This is a genomic window from Streptomyces sp. iso_384 (genome assembly GCF_056172905.1).
Genome location: NZ_JBWBTT010000001.1, coordinates 2,244,660 through 2,263,948 on the forward strand (window position 1 = coordinate 2,244,660; position 19,289 = coordinate 2,263,948).

The window sequence follows — 19,289 nt, forward strand, 5'->3', positions numbered from 1 at the left end:
GACACCCCCGTACGGTCGGCCCGGCTACCGGCTGTCAGTCCGGGATGGCACGCTTGTCCTTGTGACCGAGATTGACGCAAAGACCGATGCTCTCGTCCCCGCCTGGCTCCACCTTCCCGACATCGCGGAAATGCTCGATGTCCAGGTGACGCGCGTACGGCAGTTGGTCAAGGAGGGCCAGCTCATCGCCGTACGCCGTGGTGAGAACCGGACGCTCCAGGTGCCCGCCGCCTTCATCGACGGCAACAAGGTGGTCAAGGGCCTCTCCGGCACCCTGACCCTCCTGAAGGACGACGGCTATTCCGACGAAGAGATGCTGGAGTGGCTCTTCACTCCCGACCCGACCCTGCCCGGCACCCCCGCCCAAGCGCTGAGCGAGAATCGCGGTACGGAGGTGAAGCGCCGAGCCCAGGCGCTCGCCGTCTGACCGACACGACGGAGAGCGGGGCACGGGCCGCGCGGTGCGGCCCGTGCCCCGTCACGACCACGGGGGAGTTCCACCATGTCCACGCCTCGCGAGCAGCTGTCCGACGCCCGGCTCTATCTGTGCACGGACGCCCGTAAGCGCCAGGGCGACCTTCCGGCCTTTCTGGACGCGGTGCTCGCCGCCGGGGTCGACATCGTCCAGCTCCGGGACAAGGGCATGGAGGCCGCCGAGGAGCTGGAACACCTCGCCGTGTTCGCCGACGCCTGCCGCCGGCACGGCAAGCTCCTCGCGGTGAACGACCGCGCGGACGTCGCCCACGCCATCGGCGCCGACGTCCTGCACCTCGGACAGGGTGACCTGCCGGTCCCCGCCGCCCGCGCGATCATCGGCGCCGACCGGCTGATCGGCCGCTCCACGCACGCCGAGGCCGAGGTCGACGCGGCCGTCGCCCAGGACGGCGTGGACTATTTCTGCACCGGCCCCTGCTGGCCCACCCCCACCAAGCCCGGCCGCCACGCCCCCGGCCTGGGCCTGGTGCGCCACGCGGCCTCCCTCGACCAGCCGCGCCCCTGGTTCGCGATCGGCGGGATCGACGCGGGCAATCTGGACCAGGTGCTGGACGCCGGGGCCCGCCGTGTGGTCGTCGTCCGGGCGATCACCGAGGCCGACGATCCGGCCGCCGCCACCGCCGATCTGGCCCGACGCATCCGGGCGCACGCGCTCTGATCTTCCCGGCCGTCCGGCTCACGTGTTCCGGCTCGCGCGAATGGGGGATATCTCGGGCTTCTGTCCGAGGGATGGACAAGAGGCCGACAAATCGGCGCAAAGTTTGCTGCTCTGGTTGGGTGAGTGTCCACCCCCTGGTTAACCTCCCCCTATGGCCCTTGGCACACCTTCCACCAGGACGGATCACGCCCGCACGGTGCGTGATCTGCTGGCGACCGGTAAAACGTCGTACTCCTTCGAGTTCTGGGCGCCCAAGACGGAAAAAGGTGAGCGGAACCTCTGGAACGCGCTGCGCCGCGTCGAGGCGGTCCGCCCGAGCTTCGTCTCCGTGACGTACGGAGCCGGCGGCTCCACCCGCGCCGGGACGGTCAAAGCCACCCAGGAGATCGCGGCGGACTCCACGCTCACCCCCGTCGCCCACCTCACCGCGGTCAACCACTCGATCGCCGAGCTGCGCAACATGGTCGGGCAGTACGCCGACGCGGGCATCAGGAACATCCTCGCGGTCCGCGGCGACCCGCCGGGCGACCCGATGGGCCCGTGGGTGGAGCACCCGCAGGGCGTGAAGTACGCCGCCGACCTCGTCCGGCTCATCAAGGAATCGGGCGACTTCTGCGTCGGCGTCGCGGCATTTCCCGAAATGCACCCCCGGTCGACCGACTGGGAGACGGACATCGGCCATTTCGTGGACAAGTGCCGGGCGGGCGCGGATTATGCGATCACGCAGATGTTCTTCCGCCCGGAGGACTATCTGCGGATGCGTGACCGCGTGGTCGCTGCGGGTTGCGAAACGCCGGTGATCCCCGAGGTCATGCCCCTTACCAGCGTGAAGCAATTGGAAAAGTTCTCCCAGCTCAGCAACGCGACCGTGCCCGCGTCGTTGAAAGAGCGCATCCTCGCAGCCAAGGACGATCCGGCCGCTGTACGCTCCATTGGCATCGAGTTCGCGACGGAGTTCTGCGCGAAGCTGCTGTCCGAGGGTGTGCCCGGACTGCACTTCATCACGCTCAACAACTCGACGGCTACGCTCGAAATCTACGAGAAACTCGGACTGCACAAGCAGTCGTGACCGGTCGTACCCGCCGCCGATGCGGCTACGGCCGAAGGAGGGGGCGGGCGTGGGCTGGACGGTCCTCTACATCGCATTCGGTCTGGTGGCCCTGTGGCTGCTCGGCGAGGTGCTGCTGCAGTACAAGGCGCGGCTGCGCTGGCGGCTCCTCGCCTTCGCCGGCTTCCTCGGCGTGGTGGTCGGGGTGCTGCTGGCCTCCGTTCCGGTCATCGTCGTCGGCACGATCGCCTTCGCCACCGGCCAGACCTTTGTGACGCTGTCCTTCCGGCGCGGCTTCTCCACCGGCTGGGCCATAGGCGGCAGCCCGGGGGAGAGCCGGCGTCGCAAGGGCGGCGGCGAGGGTGCCGCCGTGAAGGAACCCACGCTGGAGGTCTCGGACCTGGAGGTCGCCGACCTCGGGTACGACCAGGCCCCGCCCCCGCCGTCCGCGCCGCCCACGCCGTCCGTCTACGAGACGCAGCCGATGCCCGACGACACCGGCCAGTACGGCGTGTACGGGGACACCGGCTACGACACGAACGGCAACGCCCACCAGGACCAGGACCAGGGACACGGGGCCGACCCCTCGGCACAGCCGCAGTACGCCGCGTACGACCCGTACACCGGCTACGAACAGCAGCCCGCCCAGGACCCCTATGCCGGAACGTACGACTACGGCACCGGCCAGCAGAGCTACGCCGCCTACTCCGACCCGTACATCGGCACCACCAACGGAGCCCCCTCCTACGGCGGTTACGACGCCTACGGCAACGGCTACGACAGCCAGGGCGGTCAGCAGAGTTACGCCGACCCCTACGCCGAGAGCTACGGCGCGGAGACGTACGGCACGGACACCCCGCCCGGCGGCGTCTGGGTCCCGCAGCAGCGCGACGCCGAGCAGTACCCCCCGATGGGGCCGGAGCAGCCCGCCGGGCCCGCCTCGTACGGCAACGGCTACGACACCGGCCAGAACGAGCAGTACCGCTACTGAGCCCCCCGGCTGTCGGGGCGCGCCCCGGCAGCCGGGCGCCCTCAGCGCGAGCCGCGGAAGTCGTCGCCCTCCACGACGAGTCCGGCCACCAGCGTCCCCGACATCCCGGCGTGCGCGAGCCCGCCGCCGGGGTGCGACCAGCCGCCCGCGAGATACAGCCCCGGCAGCCGGGTGAGATTGCCCGGGTGCAGATACGCGCCGCCCGCCCCGGCCAGCGCGGGCGGCGGCACCGCACCGCCCTCGGCCCCCGTCTCCGCCTCGGTCTCCGCCGGTGTGCGGATCTCCGTGTGCAGGATCCGCTCCCGCAGCCCGGGCACGGCCGCCGCCGCCCGCTCCGCCAAGACGTCGGCGAACCGCTGCCGCACCGCCGCGTCCCGCCAGTCGACCGGCCCCTGCGGGGCCACCGTCGCGGTGAGCGTCACCGCCTCGTGCTCCGCGTCCGGCCGGGTCGCCGGATCGTCGGGGCGCAGCACCGTCACCGTGGGGTGCCCGGCGACCCGGCCCCCGAACACCGCCTCCTGCTCCGCCGCCCCCTGCGCGCTGTGCACCACGGTCCGGTGCACCGCGTCCGCCTCCCGGGCCCCGCGCAGCGACAGCAGCACCGTGAACCGGCCCGCCGCGCCCGCGCCGGAGCCCGCCCGGACCGGCACATCGCCCTCGCCCCCCGGCTGCTGACCTGGCACCAGATCCGGGCGCGGCCGGACCCCGAGCACCACCCGGTCCGCCTCTGCCACCTCACCGCCCGCCAGCTCCACGCCCGCCGCCCGGCCGTCCTTCTCGACGACCCGGACCACCTCGGCGCCGAAGACGAACTCCACCCTGCGGGCCACGCACCGCTCGTACACCGCCCGCGCCAGCTCCCGCATCCCGCCCAGCACGTACCAGCTGCCGAAGGTCTGCTCCATGTACGGCAGCAGCGCGGCGCTCGCGGGGGCGGAGCGCGGGTCGAGGCCGTGGTGCAGCGCGTACCCGTCGAGCAGGGCGGAGAGCCGGTCGTCCGCCAGCTCCCACGCGCCGATCTCCGCGACCGTGCCCGCCTGCCGGGCCCCGCGCAGCAGCCGCCGCTGCCGCACCGCCGGATACGGATCGCGTCCCAGCACCTGGTGGTCCGCCCACAGGGGCTCCTCCAGAAGCGGTCGCCGCGACCGGTCCCAGGTGTCCCGGGCCCGGTCCATGAAGGCGCTCCAGCGCGCCCCGGCGCCCGCGCCGAGCGCACCGTCCAGAGCGGCGGCGACCCCGGCCCGGGAGGCGTTGGGCAGCGACACCGCCGTGCCGTCGGCGAAGAGATGACGGCTCGCGGGATCGACCTGGGTCAGCGTCACGCACTGCTCCAGCGACTCCTTGCCGGTCTTCACGAAGAGATCGCGCTGGACGGCGGGGAGGTGCAGCAGGCCGGGCCCGGTGTCGAAGACGAAACCCTCGTGCTCATGGCGGCCCACCGAGCCGCCGTAGCTCGCGGACCGCTCGTACACCGTCACCCTGTTGCCCGCCACGGCGAGCCGGGCCGCCGCCGCCATCGCGCCCGTCCCGGCGCCGATCACCGCAATTCGTGCCATGCCGGTGACTTTATCGACCGGCACCGACACCTCAGCCAGGAGGCCAGGGCCCACCCGCCCCGGACAGGCGTTTCTCCTCGCGGCGCTGGGCCCGGCGACGCAGGAAGCGGTGGATCCGCGAGGCGAGGAAGACCACGACGACGGTGCCGAGTACCAGCAGCACGGCCGCGATCACGGCCGCCGCCACCGGATTGAATATGGCGAACGTGACGACCCCGGCGACCCCGAGGTCCTCCGCGATGCTCATCCCGACGTTGCTGAAGGGCTCCGGAGAGGTGTTGACGGCCATCCGCGTGCCCGCCTTGACCAGATGGCTCATCAGCGCCGTGGACCCGCCGATCGCACCGGCCGCCAGCTCGGGCAGCGAACCGCTCTCCCCGGCCAGCAGTGCGGCGATCACCGCCCCGGCCACCGGCCGGATCACGGTGTGCGCCGTGTCCCAGGCCGAGTCCACGTACGGGATCTTGTCCGCCACCGCCTCGCAGAGGAACAGCACGCCGGCCACGATCAGGACGTCGGTGCGCTGCAGGGCGGCGGGCACCTCGTCGGACACGCCGGTGGCGCCGAACAGGCCGAGCAGCAGGACCACCGCGTACGCGTTGATCCCGCTCGCCCAGCCGCTTGTGAACACCAGGGGGATTACGGACACGCAGGCGATCGTAACGACCCCGCGCCGGACCCGGGTGGGGTTCGGTGCGGACCCCTGAGTACCCGTACTCAGGAACACAGATGAGTAGCTGTGCGGATGGGCCCCCACCTGCGCGGACGGCAGAGTGATGACCACGGAAGGGGCGCTGCGCCAGGACCGCCGGCACGGGGCGGCGGAACGGCGCGGTTCCCCCGACGCAACGGGGGTGCACGACGGAGGCCCGGGGACCACGGGGGACATACGGGGTCACGGGGAACGGGTTTCCGGCAAGCACGGAAGACGCCGGTCCGATGAGGTTCGCGGGGGATGCGAACTTCGGCGGCCGGCGTCTTCGGCTTTCCCGGCGGCTCACCGGATGTGCGGCCTCAGTGCCCGCTGACCCGCCCGTGCAGCAGCAGCGACAGCGCCGAGTGGACCTCGTCGATCGAGCGCTCCGGCTGGAACGCCTGCCAGTCCAGCGCCGCCACCAGCACCATCCCGACCAGCGCGGCGGCCGTCAGCGGGATGTCGATCTCCTCGCTCAGCTCTCCGCTGCGCACCGCCTCGCGCAGCACGTCCTCGACGACCGCGACGGCCTCCTGACGCACCACCAGCAGCGTGGACTGCCAGGCGCGGTTGGTGCGCCAGAGCTCGGCCACGTACAGCTGGGTGAAGGCCGGGTAACGGTCGATGAAGGCGAGCCCGGCCCGGATCATCGCGTCCAGCGCCTCGACCCGGGTGCCGCCGCGCTCCGCGGACTCCTCGGCGGCGGCCCGCAGCGAGGCCGTGAGCAGCCCCACGCCGTGCCGGAGCAGCTCCTCGAACAGCTCGGTCTTGCTCTTGAAGTTGTAATAGACCGTGCCCTTGGCGACCCCGGCCCGCTCGGCGATCTCGTCGACGGTGGTCGCCGAGAAGCCCTTCTCGGCGATGAGCGTCACCGCAGCCTCGTAGAGCTTCTGCCGGGTGGCCTGGCGGCGCGTGGTGCCACTGCTTTCCATGAACCCGATTCTTCCAGGCCCCGGCGTACTCACCGGCCCGGTACCCGGCGCGCTCACAGGCTCAGCTCCGGGTGCAGCCGGCTCAGGCTCCACACCTGCTTGCGGCGGGCGGTGAACGCGGTCAGGGCGAGCGCGCCGACCGTGAAGGCAGCCAGCACCGCGCAGCCCAGCCACACCGGGGTGAGCGGCCCGCCGGTGATCAGCCTGCGCAGCCCCTCGACGACGTACGTCATCGGGAGGTACGGGTGGATCGCGCCGAAGAAGCCGGGGCTGGTCTGGACGGGGTACGTACCCCCGGCCGAGGTCAGCTGGAGCATCAGCACCACCAGCACCAGGATCCGCCCGGCCGCGCCGAAGCAGGCGTTCAGCCACTGCACGATCGCGGCGAAGCAGCAGGTCACCAGGGCCAGGAAGCCGATCGTTCCGGCGGCGTGGGCCATCTGGAGACCGAGGCCCCAGTGCAGGACGGCCATCAGGGCGCCGACCTGGGCCGTGCCGATGGCGGCGACCGGGAGCCAGCCGGCGAACGCGATCCGCCAGGAGGAGGCCCCGGCGGCGAGGGCGCGCCGGTTCATCGGCTGGATCAGCATGTACGCCACCATCGCGCCGACCCACAGGGACAGCGGGATGAAGTACGGGGCGAAGCCGGTGCCGTAGTTGGGCGCGGCGTGCAGCGACTTGGAGGCCAGCTGAACGGGGTCGGCCATGACGTCGGTCCGCGCGTCGCGGTCCTTCTTGTCGTAGTCCGGGATCTTGTCCACGCCGTCGTTGAGGCCCTGGGCCAGCTCGGCCGAACCGTCGCCGAGCCGGAACAGCCCGCCGTCCAGGGTCTCCGCGCCGGTCTTCAGCTTGCCGACGCCGGTGTCCAGGTTGCTGGAGCCGGTCTGCGCGCCGCCGAGTCCGGTGTGCAGCGCCTGCGCGCCCTTGGCGACCTTGTGTGCGCCGGTGTTGAGCTCGTTGACCTTGGCCACGGCCGACGCCAGGTCGTCGTCCAGCGTCGGTGCGCGCTTCGCGAGGTCCTCGGCCTGCTTCTGGAAGGCGGTCAGCTGGGTGCTCAGCTTCTTCAGGTCGCCGTTCTGGTTGGTGACCAGGGTGTTCACATCGGCGGCGATCTTCGCGACGTCGACGGCCGTGACCTGGGCGCGCTCCAGTGGCGGGCAGACCGTGGCGTCGGGCTCCTCGGCCTCCTCGCACTGGGTGCGGTGGATCTCGGTCAGCTCGTCGGCCGCCTTCTTGGCGCCGGCGGCGGCGGTCGGCGCGCTCTTCACGAGCAGGTCGAGGTTGTGGCGTACGGCCGCGGAGGTGTCGGCGACCAGACGTGCCGTGTCGCGGATGGACTTCCCGTTGTCCTGGAAGAAGGGCCGTACGTCGGTGGCGATGCCGTTGACCTTGTCGGCCAGGACCTGGGTGCCTCCGGCGACCTGGGCGGAGCCCGTGGCGAGATCGCGCGAGCCCTTGTTCAGCTTGACGATCCCGTCGGAGAGCTTCTTGCTGCCCTCCTTGGAGTCCTTGAGGCCGTCCGCGAGGTCCTTGGAACCCTTCTTCGCCTTCGAGATGCCGCCCTTGAGGTCGTCTGCCCCCTTGGCCGCCTCGGCGGTCTTGTCGTGCAGATCGGAGAAGTTGATGAAGATGCGGTCCAGGAAGGACCGGGAGGCATTGGTGGAGGCGGCGTTGCGCACCTCGCCGAAGACCGTCTTGGAGATCTGCCCGACGATGTAGTTGTTGGCGTCGTTCGTCCGCACCTGGAGCGCGCCGGTCTCGGGGGAGTCACCGCCGCTGGACGCGATCTTCTTACTGAAGTCGGACGGCATCGTCAGCGAGAGGTAGTACGTGCCCTCCTCGACGCCCTTCTCGGCCTCGGCGGAGCTCACCTCGTGCCAGGCGAAGACCTTGGAGTCGAGGAGCTTCTCGCTGATCTCGTCCCCGGCCGTGACGCGCTTGCCGTCGCTGGTGGCCCCCTTGTCGTCGTTGACCAGTGCGACGGGCAGCTTGTCGAGCTTTCCGTACGGGTCCCAGAACGAGCACAGGTACAGGGCGCCGTAGAGCAGCGGCAGGAGCAGCAGGGCCACCAGTGCGGCGGCCGGCAGCTTCCCCCTGCCGAACCGCTTCAGCTCAAGCGCGGCCAGCTTCGGCGATCGCATCGGCCGTCTCCTCGTCGGTGGTGGGTGCGGGGGCGGGTTCTTCGGCGGCGCTTTCCCCGGTGACCGGTGCGGTGCGCACGACCTGGGTGTTCTCCGGGGCCTCGCTGCACACGGCGAGCACGGTCGTCCCGGCGTCGGCCACGGAGCGCAGCAGAGTCCAGGCCTGGTCGCGCTCGGCGTCCGACAGCTTGAGGTCGGTGTCGTCGACGGCCAGCAGCCGCGGCTTGCCGATCAGCGCCAGGGCGACGGACAGCCGCAGCGCCTCCAGCCGCTCCAGATCCCGTACGGAGGTGCGCCCCGACTTGGGCAGCGTGGCGGGGTCGAGGCCAGCGGCCTCCAGGGCCTCGTCGACCCGGGCCTCGGCCGCGGCCCGGCGCTCGGCGCGCGGGCGCAGCAGGGTGCGCAGGGAGGCGCCGTAGCGGCCCTGGAGGAGGGCGGCGCGCTCGCCGAGGTGCTCGGCGACGGTGAAGGCGGGGTCCAGCTCGCTGACGCCCGGCACCGGGCCCAGGGCGGCGATCCTGCGGACCGCGGCGGCCTGCTTGGGCAGCCGGAGCCCGCCGGTCTCCGCATGGCCCTCGGTGGTGCGCATCCGGCCGGTCAGGGCGAGCAGCAAGCAGGTGCGGCCCGATCCCGACGGCCCCTCGATGGCCACCAGCGCCCCTGGCTCGGCACTGAACGTCACGTTCCGGAAGACCCGGCCGCGCGGTCCCTCCAGTCCGAAGTCCTCGGCGCTGACAGCCGCGCCGTGCGGGCTCTCCACAGAGACCCTCCCCTAATTGAACTGACCAGTCAGTGCAAAAAGGTAGTCCGAACTTGCGCTCGAAGCAAAACAGCAGGTCAGGGCCGCATTCGGATCGATTGTCAGTGGTGCCCGCCACCATGGACACAGACGGCCACGGAGCCGTCACACGACGACAGGAGGTTCGTCATGGCCAGCTCGTCCGCAGCCGCCGCCCCGCGGCGCCGCGCCGTCAGCCCTGCCCCCTCACTGACCGGTCCGGCCGGCGATGTCCACCCCGTGCTGCGCCGCAGCATGGCGCCGCCCGCCGCTCTCGAACTGCTCGCCAAGGCCCGCTCCGGCCTCGACGAGGCCGCCGTGCTCCACGACCCCAACGAGCGGTACGCCACCGCCCACCTCGCCGCCCTGCGCACCGCGGCGGCCGTGCTGGCCGCCCGCGGCCGCCCCGAGACGAACAAGCGCCGCCGCGACCGCATCCGCAGCGCCTGGGAAGTCCTCCCGGAAACCGCACCGGAACTGACCGAATGGAGCGCCCTCTTCGCCTCGGGCGCCGACCGCCGGGCCCGCGCCGAGGCCGGAGTTCCCGGAGCCGCCGGCGAGCGCGACGCCGACGACCTGCTCCGCGACGCGGCCATGTTCCTGCGCCTGGTGGAACGGCTGCTGGTGCTCCAGCCGGTCCTCCCGCAACCCCGCCAGGAGCGTCCCGGCGGCGGGTGACCCGGACACGTCCGGAGCGTCCCGGCGGCGGGTGACCCGGACACGGTGCGAGGCAATAGGGTGGTGACCGCTCACATCACCACCCGCACTGTTCACGCTCCGCCGTCCCCGGCGGCACCGTGCCGAGGAGTCATCTGCCGTGTCGGACCAGCCGCGCCCCCGCGCCTCCCTCCGTACCGCCGTGGTCTGGGAGGTCCTCAAGGAGGCTCTGGACCGTCAGGTCAAGGCGACCGGCAGGGACGCCCTGGATGTACTGGACACCGGCGGCGGCACCGGTAACTTCGCGGTGCCCGCGGCCCGGCTCGGCCACCGGGTCACCGTCGTCGACCCCAGCCCCAACGCGCTCTTCGCGCTGGAGCGCCGCGCCGCCGAGGCCGGGGTCGCCGACCGGGTCCGGGGCGTCCAGGGCGACATCCTCGGGCTGTTCGACGTCGTGGAGCGCGACGGCTTCGACGCGGTGCTCTGTCACGGCGTCCTGGAGTACGTCGACGAGCCCGCCGAGGGCGTACGCAACGCGGTCGAGGCGCTGCGCCCCTCCGGCGCGCTCAGCCTGCTCGCCGCCGGCCTGGGCGGGGCCGTCCTGGCCCGCGCGCTCGCCGGTCACTTCACCGAGGCCCGGCAGGCGCTCACCGACCCGGCCGGGCGCTGGGGCGAGGGCGACCCGGTGCCCCGCAGGTTCACCGCCGAGCAGCTCTCCGACCTGGTCTCCGATGCCGGACTGGAGATCGCCGCGGTGCACGGCGTCCGGGTCTTCGCCGACCTGGTGCCGGGCGTCCTGGTGGACACCGAGCCCGGCGCCATGGAGGCGCTCCTCAAGCTGGAAGCGGCCGTGGCCGAGCAGCCCGCGTTCCATTCCGTCGCCACCCAGCTGCACGTTCTGGGCGAGAAGCGCCGCTGATCAGCAACGCAGCTGTGGACGGAGTGGGACTCAGGACCCCCGTAAGGGGCGTGCGCCCCGTATGATCGGGTGACACCATCCGGCATGGCGGATCGGTCGTCGGGGAATCTACGCCTCAGCAGCCGAGCCGACATAGCGGTCCGGACTGGCTGAACGCTAGAGGGCGGGTTTCACGGGGGCGAATCCCTGCCTATCCTGGAAGGGCCGCATACCGGTCGCCCCCGCGGCCGACGACGAGGAGGATCCCGTGCCGCTCTCGGAGCACGAGCAGCGCATGCTCGAGCAGATGGAGCGAGCGCTGTACGCCGAAGATCCCAAGTTCGCGACAGCGCTCGAGGGAAGCGGACTGCGTACGTACACCCGGAAAAGGGTCTACCAGGCGGTCGCTGGCTTCCTGGTGGGTATCGCGCTCCTCATGGCCGGAATGGTCGCCCAGCAGATCTGGATCAGCGTGGTGGGGTTCCTCGTCATGCTCGGATGTGCCGTGCTCGCGGTCACCGGATGGCGCAAAGCGCCCAAGCCCGGTGAACAACAGCCGGCCGCCGCGGACGGCGGGGACAGCGGCGGACGCCGCCGACCGAGACAGCGCCGGTCGATGATGAACCGCATCGAACAGCGGTGGCAGCGCCGCCGCGACGAACAGGGCCAGTAGCAGTCGGCCGAACGTCTCGGTGCCGTTCCCGCACCGGGCCGTGCCACGGCACGACGCATGACACCGATGGGTGAGGGGCGGTCGCTTTTCCGCGACCGCCCCTCACCCATGTGCGTGTGCGCCCGCCTCAGCCGTGCTGGCGCGAGAGGCGCCGTAGCCGGGCCGTCCAGCGACCGGCTCCCGGACGGTTCGCCCAGCGCTCGGCGAGCGCGGTACGGCGCTCCGCGACGGCCCACACCACCCGGACGGACGAGCGGGGCAGGAGCGTTGCCCGCAGCCGGGTGCCCCGGCCCGCCGACGCCCGCAGACCCGCCCGTACCGCCAGTGCGTCCTCGGCCAGTCCGGCCGCGGGGCGCGGCTCGGGGGCGTACAGCACCTGCTCCACCGAGCCAGCGATCCGGTGCACGGCCCCGGCCGCGCCGGTGTCGAGCCGGCCCAGCCGCACGATCCTGGCCGCCGCCTTCCGCGGCGTCAGCGACTCGTCGGGACCGATGCCGTGGTCCCAGGCCGTATCGGTGATCTCCCGCCAGGCGGCCAGGGTGCGGGCTGCGGCGTCCGCGGGCGTCCGGCCCCCGGAGCCCAGCCGCCGGTTGCGCGTCCGGGTCCGCCACAGCAGCGGTGACAACGGCAGCACCAGCGCCAGGACCGCCGCGAGGACCACCAGCAGCACCGTCCCGGCCGGGGTGCCCCGGTCGGTCGGCAACGCCGCTCCCGCCTCCTGCGAGGGCCCGCACCCGCCTTCCTGGCGCAGCTGCGGCGGGCAGCTGTCATCGGCGGAGGGCGCGGCGGACGGTGCGTCCGAGGCGTCCGCGGAGGGCTCGGCCACGTCGCTCGCGCTGTCCGTGGGGACCTCGGGCCGGGTGTACGAGGGAACGCTGCCCCGGCTCGGGGTGGGCTCGAACCGGGTCCAGCCGACCCCCTCGAAATACAGCTCGGGCCAGGCGTGCGCGTCACGCAGCCCGACCGACGTCGCGCCGTTCGCCTTCATGGTGCCCGGGGTGAAGCCCACCGCGACCCGGGCCGGAATGCCCAGCGTCCGGGCCATCGCCGCCATCGAGAACGAGAAGTGGACGCAGAAGCCCTCCTTGTCGCGGAGGAACCGGGCGATGGCGGACGAGCCGGTCCCCGAGGTGACCGTCGTGTCGTAGGTGAAGCCGCCGTCGGACGCGAACCAGTCCTGGAGCTTCACCGCCTGCTCGTAGGCGTTGGCCGCGCCCTCGGTGACCTCCTCGGCGGTGTCGGCGACCACACCCGGCAGCGAGCCGGGCACCTGGGTGTACTCACGGACCAGCTCCTCCGGCGGCGTACCCGCGGCGGCGAGCTGGTCCGCCGTGGGCTCGACGACCAGGCTGCCGACCTCGTACTGCGCGCCGCGCGTCGTCTGTCCGTCGTCGCCTACCAGGGTGCGGCCCTCGGGCTCGTACCGCCAGCGGCCGCCGACGCGGACCTCGCTCGCCGGGTAGGGGAGCGGCAGATAGGTCTGCTGGTAGGAGCGCGAGGCGGAGATGTTCGTCCGGACCTCGGTGACCGCGACGTCCCCGCTCAGCCCGGTGGGCTGCGGGAGGCGCTCGGGCACGTCCGTCAGCCGCCGGGTGGAGGAACGCCACTCGCTGCCGTTGAACTCGTCCAGGGCCAGGATCCGGAGGTAGAGGCTCTGCGGGTCCTCGATGTTGCTGCGGTACGTCATCACCTCCCGGTTGTCCGGCTGGTTGAGGTTGTTCTGCAGCGAGACCAGCGGATTCACCGCGGAGATGGTGCCGCCGCCGCTGCCCCTGCCGTTCCCCGGACCGCTGCCGCCCAGCAGACCGCTGTCCAGCGCGGGCAGCGCCAACGGGGCGACCAGCGCGATGCCGAGCGCCAGCACACCGATCCGTCGGCCGGTGCGGACGGGGGAGGTGCCGCCGCCCACCCCGGCCAGGCCGTCGGACAGACCGCCCGCATTCCGCGCGGCGCCGCCGAAGACGCGCCCCCACTGGGAGAGCCGGTCCCGGCCCTCCGCCAGCAGGAGCAGCAGATAGCCGGAGGCGGCCAGCAGGAACCACAGCCAGCTCGCGCCGCCGTCGGAGAGACCGGCCGCGACCGAATACAGGGCGAGCAGCGGCAGTCCGGCCGGTGCCGCGCTGCGGAAGGTCACCGCCAGGGCGTCCACCACGAGACCGATCAGCACCACCCCGCCGATCACCATCAGCTTGATGCCGTCGGTCAGCGGGGCCGGGGTGGAGTACGTGCCGACGTCCTCCCCGCCCGCCACCAGCAGCTCACCGAGCCGCATCACGGCCCCCGGTCCGGGCAGCAACCCGAACAGGGCGTGGTCCCGGGCGAACACCAGCGTCAGCAGCACCAGGGTGACCAGCGTCTGGAGGGCGATGGTCAGTGTCCGGGCCAGCGGCACCCGGCGCGCGAGGGCGCCGACCCCGCTCTGGACGCCGAGCAGCACCCCTGCCTGCACCAGCCAGCCGACCCCCTCCACCAGCGGGATCAGCGACCCCGCCGCCAGCAGTGTCGCCGCATAGGCGCACAGCGCCAGCCTGGCCCGCCCGCTCATGACCATCCCCCCGCGAAACCTGTCGTGCCGCCGCTCGGGGCGGACGGCGTATCCGTGCGCATCCGGCCCGCCAGCTGCCACAGCGCGGGCAGCTCGGCCCCCGGCTCTACGGGCACCACCGTCCAGCCCGACTCGCGCAGCCGTCGCAGCCGCTCCTCGGACCGTCCCGGTGCGGCCTCCTCGCCGGCCCAGGCGGCGCTGTCCAGGACGAAGGCGACGCCCGCGCCGGCGCGCTGCCGCATCCTGGCCGCGACCGCGGCCTGTTCCTCGTCCAGATCGCCGAAGAAGGCGATGAGCAGCCCCTCGTTGCCGCCGCGCAGCACGTCATGGGCGCGGGAGAGACCCCCGCCGTCGGAGTGGCCGACCACCGCGAGCGTGTCGAGCATCAGCCCCGCCGAGTCCGCGGACTCCTGGGTCGAGCCCGCGAATCCGCCGGACCCCTCGCCGGGCACCGCGTTGCCGTCGTCGGTGAGCAGCCGTACGGCGAAGCCGCGCTCCAGCATGTGCACCAGCGCGGACGCCGCCCCCGAGACCGCCCATTCGAACGCCGAGTCGGGCCCGGCGCCCTGGTAGGCGATCTGCCGGGTGTCCAGCAGGACCGTGCACCTGGCCCGCTGCGGCTGTTCCTCGCGGCGCACCATCAGCTCGCCGTGGCGCGCGGTGGAGCGCCAGTGGACCCGGCGCAGGTCGTCGCCGTGCCGGTAGCCGCGCGGAATGATGTCGTCCTCACCGGCGAGCGCCAGCGACCGCTGCCGCCCGTCGCCGTACCCGGAGGCCTCGCCCGCCAGCCGCAGCGCGGGCAGCGGCACCGTACGCGGAATGACGACGAGGGTGTCGTAGGCGCTGAAGGAGCGGGTCAGCTCGCACATGCCGAACGGGTCGCTGAGCCGCAGCTGCAACGGGCCCAGCGGATAGCGGCCGCGCAGGTCGGAGCGGACCCGGTAGGACACCTCGCGCCGGCCGCCCGCCTCCACCCGGTCCAGGACGAAGCGGGGGCGCGGACCGAGCACGTACGGAACCCGGTCCTGGAGCATCAGCAGACCGGTGGGCAGCCGGGAGACGTTGTCCATGCGCAGGTGCACCCGGGCCTCCGCGCCCGCGGGCACCCGGGACGGCGAGAGCCGCCGGGTGCCCGTCACCCGGTAGCGGGTGCGGTAGAGCACGGTCACGCAGACCAGCGGCAGCACGGCCAGCAGCAGCCCGACCCGCAGCAGGTCGCCCTGGCCCAGGACGTACGCGCAGACGGCGGCGGCCAGACCGGCGGCCAGGAAGGAGCGTCCCCGGGTGGTCAGTCCGCCCAGGGCCGCCCGGAGACCGCCCTTGCTGTCGCCGTCCTGCACGGCGCCGGGCTCGCCGCCCGCCATCACAGCCGCCGTGCGCCGTGTTGCTGGTTGTACAGCGGGCGGCCCGGCTCCTGCCCGGCGGGCGAGGGCGGCGCGGCGCCGCCGGCCGAGGTCGGCACCGGGGTGCGCTGGATGATCTCCAGGACCACCTGCTCCGCCGTGCGGCGGTTCAGCTGCGCCTGGGCGGTGGGCAGCAGCCGGTGCGCGAGCACCGGCGTGGCCAGCGCCTGGACGTCGTCCGGCAGGGCGTAGTCGCGCCCGCTGAGCGCGGCGGACGCCTTCGCGGCGCGCAGCAGATGCAGCGTCGCGCGCGGGGAGGCGCCGAGCCTGAGATCGGGGTGGCTGCGGGTGGCTCCGACCAGCTCCACGGCGTAGCGCCGCACGGCGTCGGCGACATGCACCGTACGGACGGCGTCGATCAGCTTCACGATGTCGTGGGCGTGTGCCACCGGCTGGAGGTCGTCCAGCGGGGAGAGCCCCCCGTGCACGTCGAGCATCTGGAGCTCGGCCTCCGGGCTGGGATAGCCGATGGAGACCCGGGCCATGAACCGGTCGCGCTGGGCCTCGGGCAGCGGGTAGGTGCCCTCCATCTCGACCGGGTTCTGGGTGGCCACCACCATGAACGGGTCGGGCAGCTCGTAGCTGTGCCCGTCGATGGTGACCTGGCGCTCCTCCATCGACTCCAGCAGTGCCGACTGCGTCTTCGGCGAGGCGCGGTTGATCTCGTCGCCGATCACGATCTGGGCGAAGATCGCGCCCGGCTTGAACTCGAAGTCCCGCCGCTGCTGGTCGAAGATCGACACACCGGTGATGTCCGAGGGCAGCAGGTCCGGCGTGAACTGGATCCGTCGCACCGAACAGTCGATGGACCGTGCCAGCGCCTTGGCCAGCATGGTCTTGCCGACCCCGGGAACGTCCTCGATGAGGAGATGCCCCTCGGCGAGCAGCACGGTCAGCGAGAGCCGTACGACCTCGGGCTTGCCCTCGATCACACCCTCCACCGACCTGCGCACCCGCTCTGCTGTGGTGGTCAGATCCGTGAGGCTCGCTCGATCGTCATAGGTCGTCACCCGGCCCTCCTCGGCCCTTTGCGCAGGGGCCGTCGCGCGTACCCGCGCGGCCCACCCCGAAAAATCGGACACTCCTCCGGAAGGCCCGGGGATGTCACACCCGCATTCTTGTTGCCGTTACCGCTTCGTGTCACTCGCCTGTGGATAAGTGGGTGTGAAAAGTCAGCTTCTGTCACGATTTCGCCACCGTGAGCCACGGTGTTGGGTGCGTGAGGTGCGGCGGAGGGCCGGAGAACGAGGGGGATGCGTTCAGGAAACGGAGTCGATCTCGCGCAGCAGACCGGTGGTCACGTCGAACACGAACCCGCGCACGTCGTCGGTGTGCAGCAGGAACGGCGAGGTGCGCACCCGCTGCATCGACTGGCGCACGTCCTGGTCGGCGTCCGTGTAGGCCTCCACGGCCCAGGCCGGACGCTGGCCCACCTCGCGCTCCAGGTCCTGACGGAAGTCCTCGGTGAGGGACTCCAGACCGCAGTTGGTGTGGTGGATGAGGACCACGCTGCGGGTGCCGAGCGCCCGCTGGCTGATGGTCAGCGAACGGATCACGTCCTCGGTGACCACACCGCCCGCGTTACGGATGGTGTGGCAGTCGCCGAGCTCCAGACCGAGCGCGGCGTGCAGGTCGAGACGGGCGTCCATGCAGGCGACCACGGCGACCTGGAGGACCGGGCGCGCGTCCATGCCCGGATCGCGGAAGTCCTGCGCGTATCCGGCGTTCAGCGCGACGAGCCGGTCGGTGACCTGGCCCCCTTCGCGGACCGCCGGAGCGGAGGACGTCACGGACTCGGCGGCGGGGGTAGCGGAAGTCGACATGGATACGACGTTAGCGTTCCCACCTGGCACGGGCGTGCTGTGAGAGCGGACAAAGAACGTCAACACGGCTTGTTGTGAGCTAACCCACAGAACTCCGGGGGACGCGCCTGTTCGAGTGAGTTCGGCGCATCCGTACGGGTGGAGCGACGCGCTGCGCGGTTCGTTGATCGCGCATCGATCGAATGGCAGGGTGGACTAAAGTAACGCGAAGTCACCATCCACCTCCGTACCCACTGCCCCATCGCACCCCCCGCACCTCCTGCAATATTCCGTATTTCCCCCGTGATGTGCGGCGTACGTGCGACCCGGCCCTCTCCCGCTCTCGGTCGGCCGACGCCACTTCCCCGGCGCCGGCGGACCTCCCCTTCAGAGCGGGCGGGGACCAGGACGTACGTGCCGGCCGCGCGGGACAGAGCCTGAGAGGGCGCATTGAGCCAGACCCGACACGTCCCGGTGATGCTCCAGAGGTGTCTGGACCTGTTGGCCCCGGCTCTCCAGGACCCGGCCCACCCGGAGCCCGTGGTCGTCGACTGCACCCTCGGCCTCGGCGGTCACAGCGAGGCCCTGCTCGCCTCCTTCCCCACCGCCCGGCTGATCGCCCTGGACCGCGACAAGGAGGCGCTCCGCCTCTCCGGTGAACGGCTCGCCCCCTACGGCGACCGGGCCACCCTCGTCCACGCGGTCTACGACGAGCTCCCCGAGGTCCTCGAACGGCTCGGCGTCCCGAAGGTCCAGGGCGTGCTGTTCGACCTCGGCGTCTCCTCCATGCAACTGGACGAGGCCGACCGCGGATTCGCGTACGCCCAGGACGCCCCGCTCGACATGCGCATGGACCAGTCCACCGGCGTGAGCGCCGCCGAGGTGCTCAACACCTACCCGCCCGGCGAACTGGTCCGGATCCTGCGCGCGTACGGCGAGGAGAAGCAGGCCAAGCGGATCGTCTCCGCCGTCGTGCGCGAGCGCGAGAAGGCGCCGTTCAGCAACAGCGCCCGGCTCGTCGAGCTGATCCGTGACGCGCTGCCGCAGGCCGCCAAGCGCACCGGCGGCAACCCCGCCAAGCGGACCTTCCAGGCCCTCCGCATCGAGGTCAACGGCGAGCTGAGCGTCCTGGAGCGGGCCATTCCGGCCGCCGTCGACAGCCTCGCCGTCGGAGGCCGGATCGCGGTGCTCTCCTACCACTCGCTGGAGGACCGCCTGGTCAAGCAGGTCTTCGCGGCCGGCGCGGCCAACACCGCGCCCCCCGGACTGCCCGTCGTCCCCGAGCGCTACCAGCCCCGGCTCAAGCAGCTCACCAGGGGTGCCGAGCTGCCCACCGAGGAGGAGGTCGCCGAGAACCGGCGCGCCGCCCCCGCCCGGCTGCGCGGCGCCCAGCGCATCCGCGAGGAGGAGCGGTGACCACCGGGGCCGGGCACCGCACCGGGGGAGTCGCGGGGTGAGCAGACCGGCCGCACCGCTGAAGGGAAGGGCCGCGCGGCTCGCCCGGCTGATGCCGTCCACCGGGCCCAGCACCGCGGCCCGCACGCCCTTCGTCCTGCTGGTCGTCCTGCTCCTGGGCGGCGGGCTCATCACCCTGCTCCTGCTGAACTCCGCCCTCAACGAAGGATCGTTCAGGCTCAGCGAGCTGAAGCGGGACACCACCGAGCTCACCGACGAGCAGCAGGCCCTCCAGCGTGACGTCGACAGCCGCTCCCAGCCCGACGCCCTGGAGAAACGCGCCCGGGAGCTGGGCATGGTCCCCGGCGGCAGCCCCGCCTTCCTGAACCCCGACGGCACGGTCCGCGGCGACCCCGCCGAGGCCACCGCCCCGCCGTCGCCCAGCCCCAGCCCCAGCCCGAGCACCGACGCCACCCCGGACCCCGACGCCCCCGAGGCCGGGGCCCCGGCCGGGACCTCCGGCTCCCCGTCGCCCTCCGGATCGGTGTCCGCGACCGGCCCCGACCCCGCAGCCGCCCCCTCGGCGGAGAACAGCCCGCCCCCGACGAGCCCCGGCAGGTGAC

18 protein-coding genes are annotated in these 19,289 nt (G+C 72.4%); 9 read left to right on the forward strand and 9 right to left on the reverse strand.

Features of this window, described 5'->3' with window-relative positions:
* Window positions 1-61 precede the first annotated feature (61 nt).
* The 4 genes from AC0VY3_RS09805 (at window position 62) to AC0VY3_RS09820 (ending at window position 3,192) form a co-directional block, all read left to right on the forward strand.
* Window positions 62-427, forward strand: a complete 366-nt coding sequence (locus AC0VY3_RS09805; RefSeq protein ID WP_103509737.1) for an Rv2175c family DNA-binding protein — start codon at window positions 62-64, stop codon at window positions 425-427.
* Window positions 428-502: 75 nt separating this feature from the next.
* Window positions 503-1,153, forward strand: a complete 651-nt coding sequence (gene thiE / locus AC0VY3_RS09810; protein WP_086777148.1) for a thiamine phosphate synthase — start codon at window positions 503-505, stop codon at window positions 1,151-1,153.
* A gap of 151 nt (window positions 1,154-1,304) precedes the next feature.
* Entirely contained in the window at window positions 1,305-2,222 is a 918-nt protein-coding gene (gene metF / locus AC0VY3_RS09815; protein ID WP_065488833.1) for a methylenetetrahydrofolate reductase [NAD(P)H], read from the forward strand.
* Between the two features lie 49 nt (window positions 2,223-2,271).
* A complete protein-coding gene (locus AC0VY3_RS09820; RefSeq protein ID WP_475549429.1) occupies window positions 2,272-3,192 on the forward strand; it encodes a hypothetical protein in 921 nt (306 codons plus the stop codon).
* Between the two features lie 41 nt (window positions 3,193-3,233).
* Here AC0VY3_RS09820 and AC0VY3_RS09825 read toward each other — a convergent pair whose 3' ends face one another.
* The 5 genes from AC0VY3_RS09825 to AC0VY3_RS09845 all read right to left on the reverse strand — a co-directional run bounded on the left by AC0VY3_RS09825 (window position 3,234) and on the right by AC0VY3_RS09845 (window position 9,275).
* Window positions 3,234-4,748 (reverse strand): phytoene desaturase family protein, encoded by a 1,515-nt coding sequence (locus AC0VY3_RS09825; protein ID WP_103509781.1) that lies wholly within the window; start codon window positions 4,746-4,748, stop codon window positions 3,234-3,236.
* A 31-nt stretch (window positions 4,749-4,779) separates the two neighbouring features.
* On the reverse strand, window positions 4,780-5,397 hold the full coding sequence (locus AC0VY3_RS09830) for a DUF4126 domain-containing protein (protein ID WP_103509735.1): 618 nt from the start codon (window positions 5,395-5,397) through the stop codon (window positions 4,780-4,782).
* Between the two features lie 365 nt (window positions 5,398-5,762).
* A complete protein-coding gene (locus AC0VY3_RS09835; protein WP_098024243.1) occupies window positions 5,763-6,374 on the reverse strand; it encodes a TetR/AcrR family transcriptional regulator in 612 nt (203 codons plus the stop codon).
* 53 nt (window positions 6,375-6,427) lie between these two features.
* Window positions 6,428-8,515 (reverse strand): YhgE/Pip family protein, encoded by a 2,088-nt coding sequence (locus AC0VY3_RS09840; protein WP_475549430.1) that lies wholly within the window; start codon window positions 8,513-8,515, stop codon window positions 6,428-6,430.
* A complete protein-coding gene (locus AC0VY3_RS09845; protein ID WP_475549431.1) occupies window positions 8,487-9,275 on the reverse strand; it encodes an ATP-binding cassette domain-containing protein in 789 nt (262 codons plus the stop codon). The genes AC0VY3_RS09840 and AC0VY3_RS09845 overlap by 29 nt, the downstream gene beginning before the upstream one ends.
* 168 nt (window positions 9,276-9,443) lie before the next feature.
* Here AC0VY3_RS09845 and AC0VY3_RS09850 point away from each other — a divergent pair, with 168 nt between their 5' ends.
* The 3 genes from AC0VY3_RS09850 (at window position 9,444) to AC0VY3_RS09860 (ending at window position 11,521) form a co-directional block, all read left to right on the forward strand.
* Window positions 9,444-9,971 (forward strand): SAV_6107 family HEPN domain-containing protein, encoded by a 528-nt coding sequence (locus AC0VY3_RS09850; protein WP_475549432.1) that lies wholly within the window; start codon window positions 9,444-9,446, stop codon window positions 9,969-9,971.
* A 139-nt stretch (window positions 9,972-10,110) separates the two neighbouring features.
* Window positions 10,111-10,869, forward strand: coding sequence for a methyltransferase (locus AC0VY3_RS09855; RefSeq protein WP_103509731.1), 759 nt, complete (start codon window positions 10,111-10,113; stop codon window positions 10,867-10,869).
* 247 nt (window positions 10,870-11,116) lie between these two features.
* Window positions 11,117-11,521 (forward strand): DUF3040 domain-containing protein, encoded by a 405-nt coding sequence (locus AC0VY3_RS09860; RefSeq protein ID WP_103509730.1) that lies wholly within the window; start codon window positions 11,117-11,119, stop codon window positions 11,519-11,521.
* Between the two features lie 127 nt (window positions 11,522-11,648).
* Here the strand turns inward: AC0VY3_RS09860 and AC0VY3_RS09865 are convergent, their stop codons facing one another.
* From AC0VY3_RS09865 to AC0VY3_RS09880, 4 genes are all read right to left on the reverse strand, one after another.
* Window positions 11,649-14,066 carry a transglutaminase TgpA family protein gene (locus tag AC0VY3_RS09865; protein WP_475549433.1) on the reverse strand — a complete coding sequence of 806 codons (2,418 nt, stop codon included), beginning with the start codon at window positions 14,064-14,066 and terminating at the stop codon, window positions 11,649-11,651.
* Entirely contained in the window at window positions 14,063-15,430 is a 1,368-nt protein-coding gene (locus tag AC0VY3_RS09870; RefSeq protein ID WP_103509729.1) for a DUF58 domain-containing protein, read from the reverse strand. The genes AC0VY3_RS09865 and AC0VY3_RS09870 overlap by 4 nt, the downstream gene beginning before the upstream one ends.
* Window positions 15,430-16,479: an AAA family ATPase gene (locus tag AC0VY3_RS09875; RefSeq protein WP_103509728.1), complete on the reverse strand. Its 1,050-nt coding sequence runs from the start codon at window positions 16,477-16,479 to the stop codon at window positions 15,430-15,432. The genes AC0VY3_RS09870 and AC0VY3_RS09875 overlap by 1 nt, the downstream gene beginning before the upstream one ends.
* Window positions 16,480-16,728: 249 nt before the next feature.
* Window positions 16,729-17,292, reverse strand: a complete 564-nt coding sequence (locus AC0VY3_RS09880) for a beta-class carbonic anhydrase (RefSeq protein WP_030086657.1) — start codon at window positions 17,290-17,292, stop codon at window positions 16,729-16,731.
* 429 nt (window positions 17,293-17,721) lie between these two features.
* Here AC0VY3_RS09880 and rsmH point away from each other — a divergent pair, with 429 nt between their 5' ends.
* On the forward strand, window positions 17,722-18,687 hold the full coding sequence (rsmH, locus tag AC0VY3_RS09885) for a 16S rRNA (cytosine(1402)-N(4))-methyltransferase RsmH (RefSeq protein WP_475549434.1): 966 nt from the start codon (window positions 17,722-17,724) through the stop codon (window positions 18,685-18,687).
* 37 nt (window positions 18,688-18,724) lie between these two features.
* Entirely contained in the window at window positions 18,725-19,288 is a 564-nt protein-coding gene (gene ftsL, locus AC0VY3_RS09890) for a cell division protein FtsL (protein ID WP_475549435.1), read from the forward strand.
* The last annotated feature ends 1 nt before the right edge of the window (window position 19,289 follow it).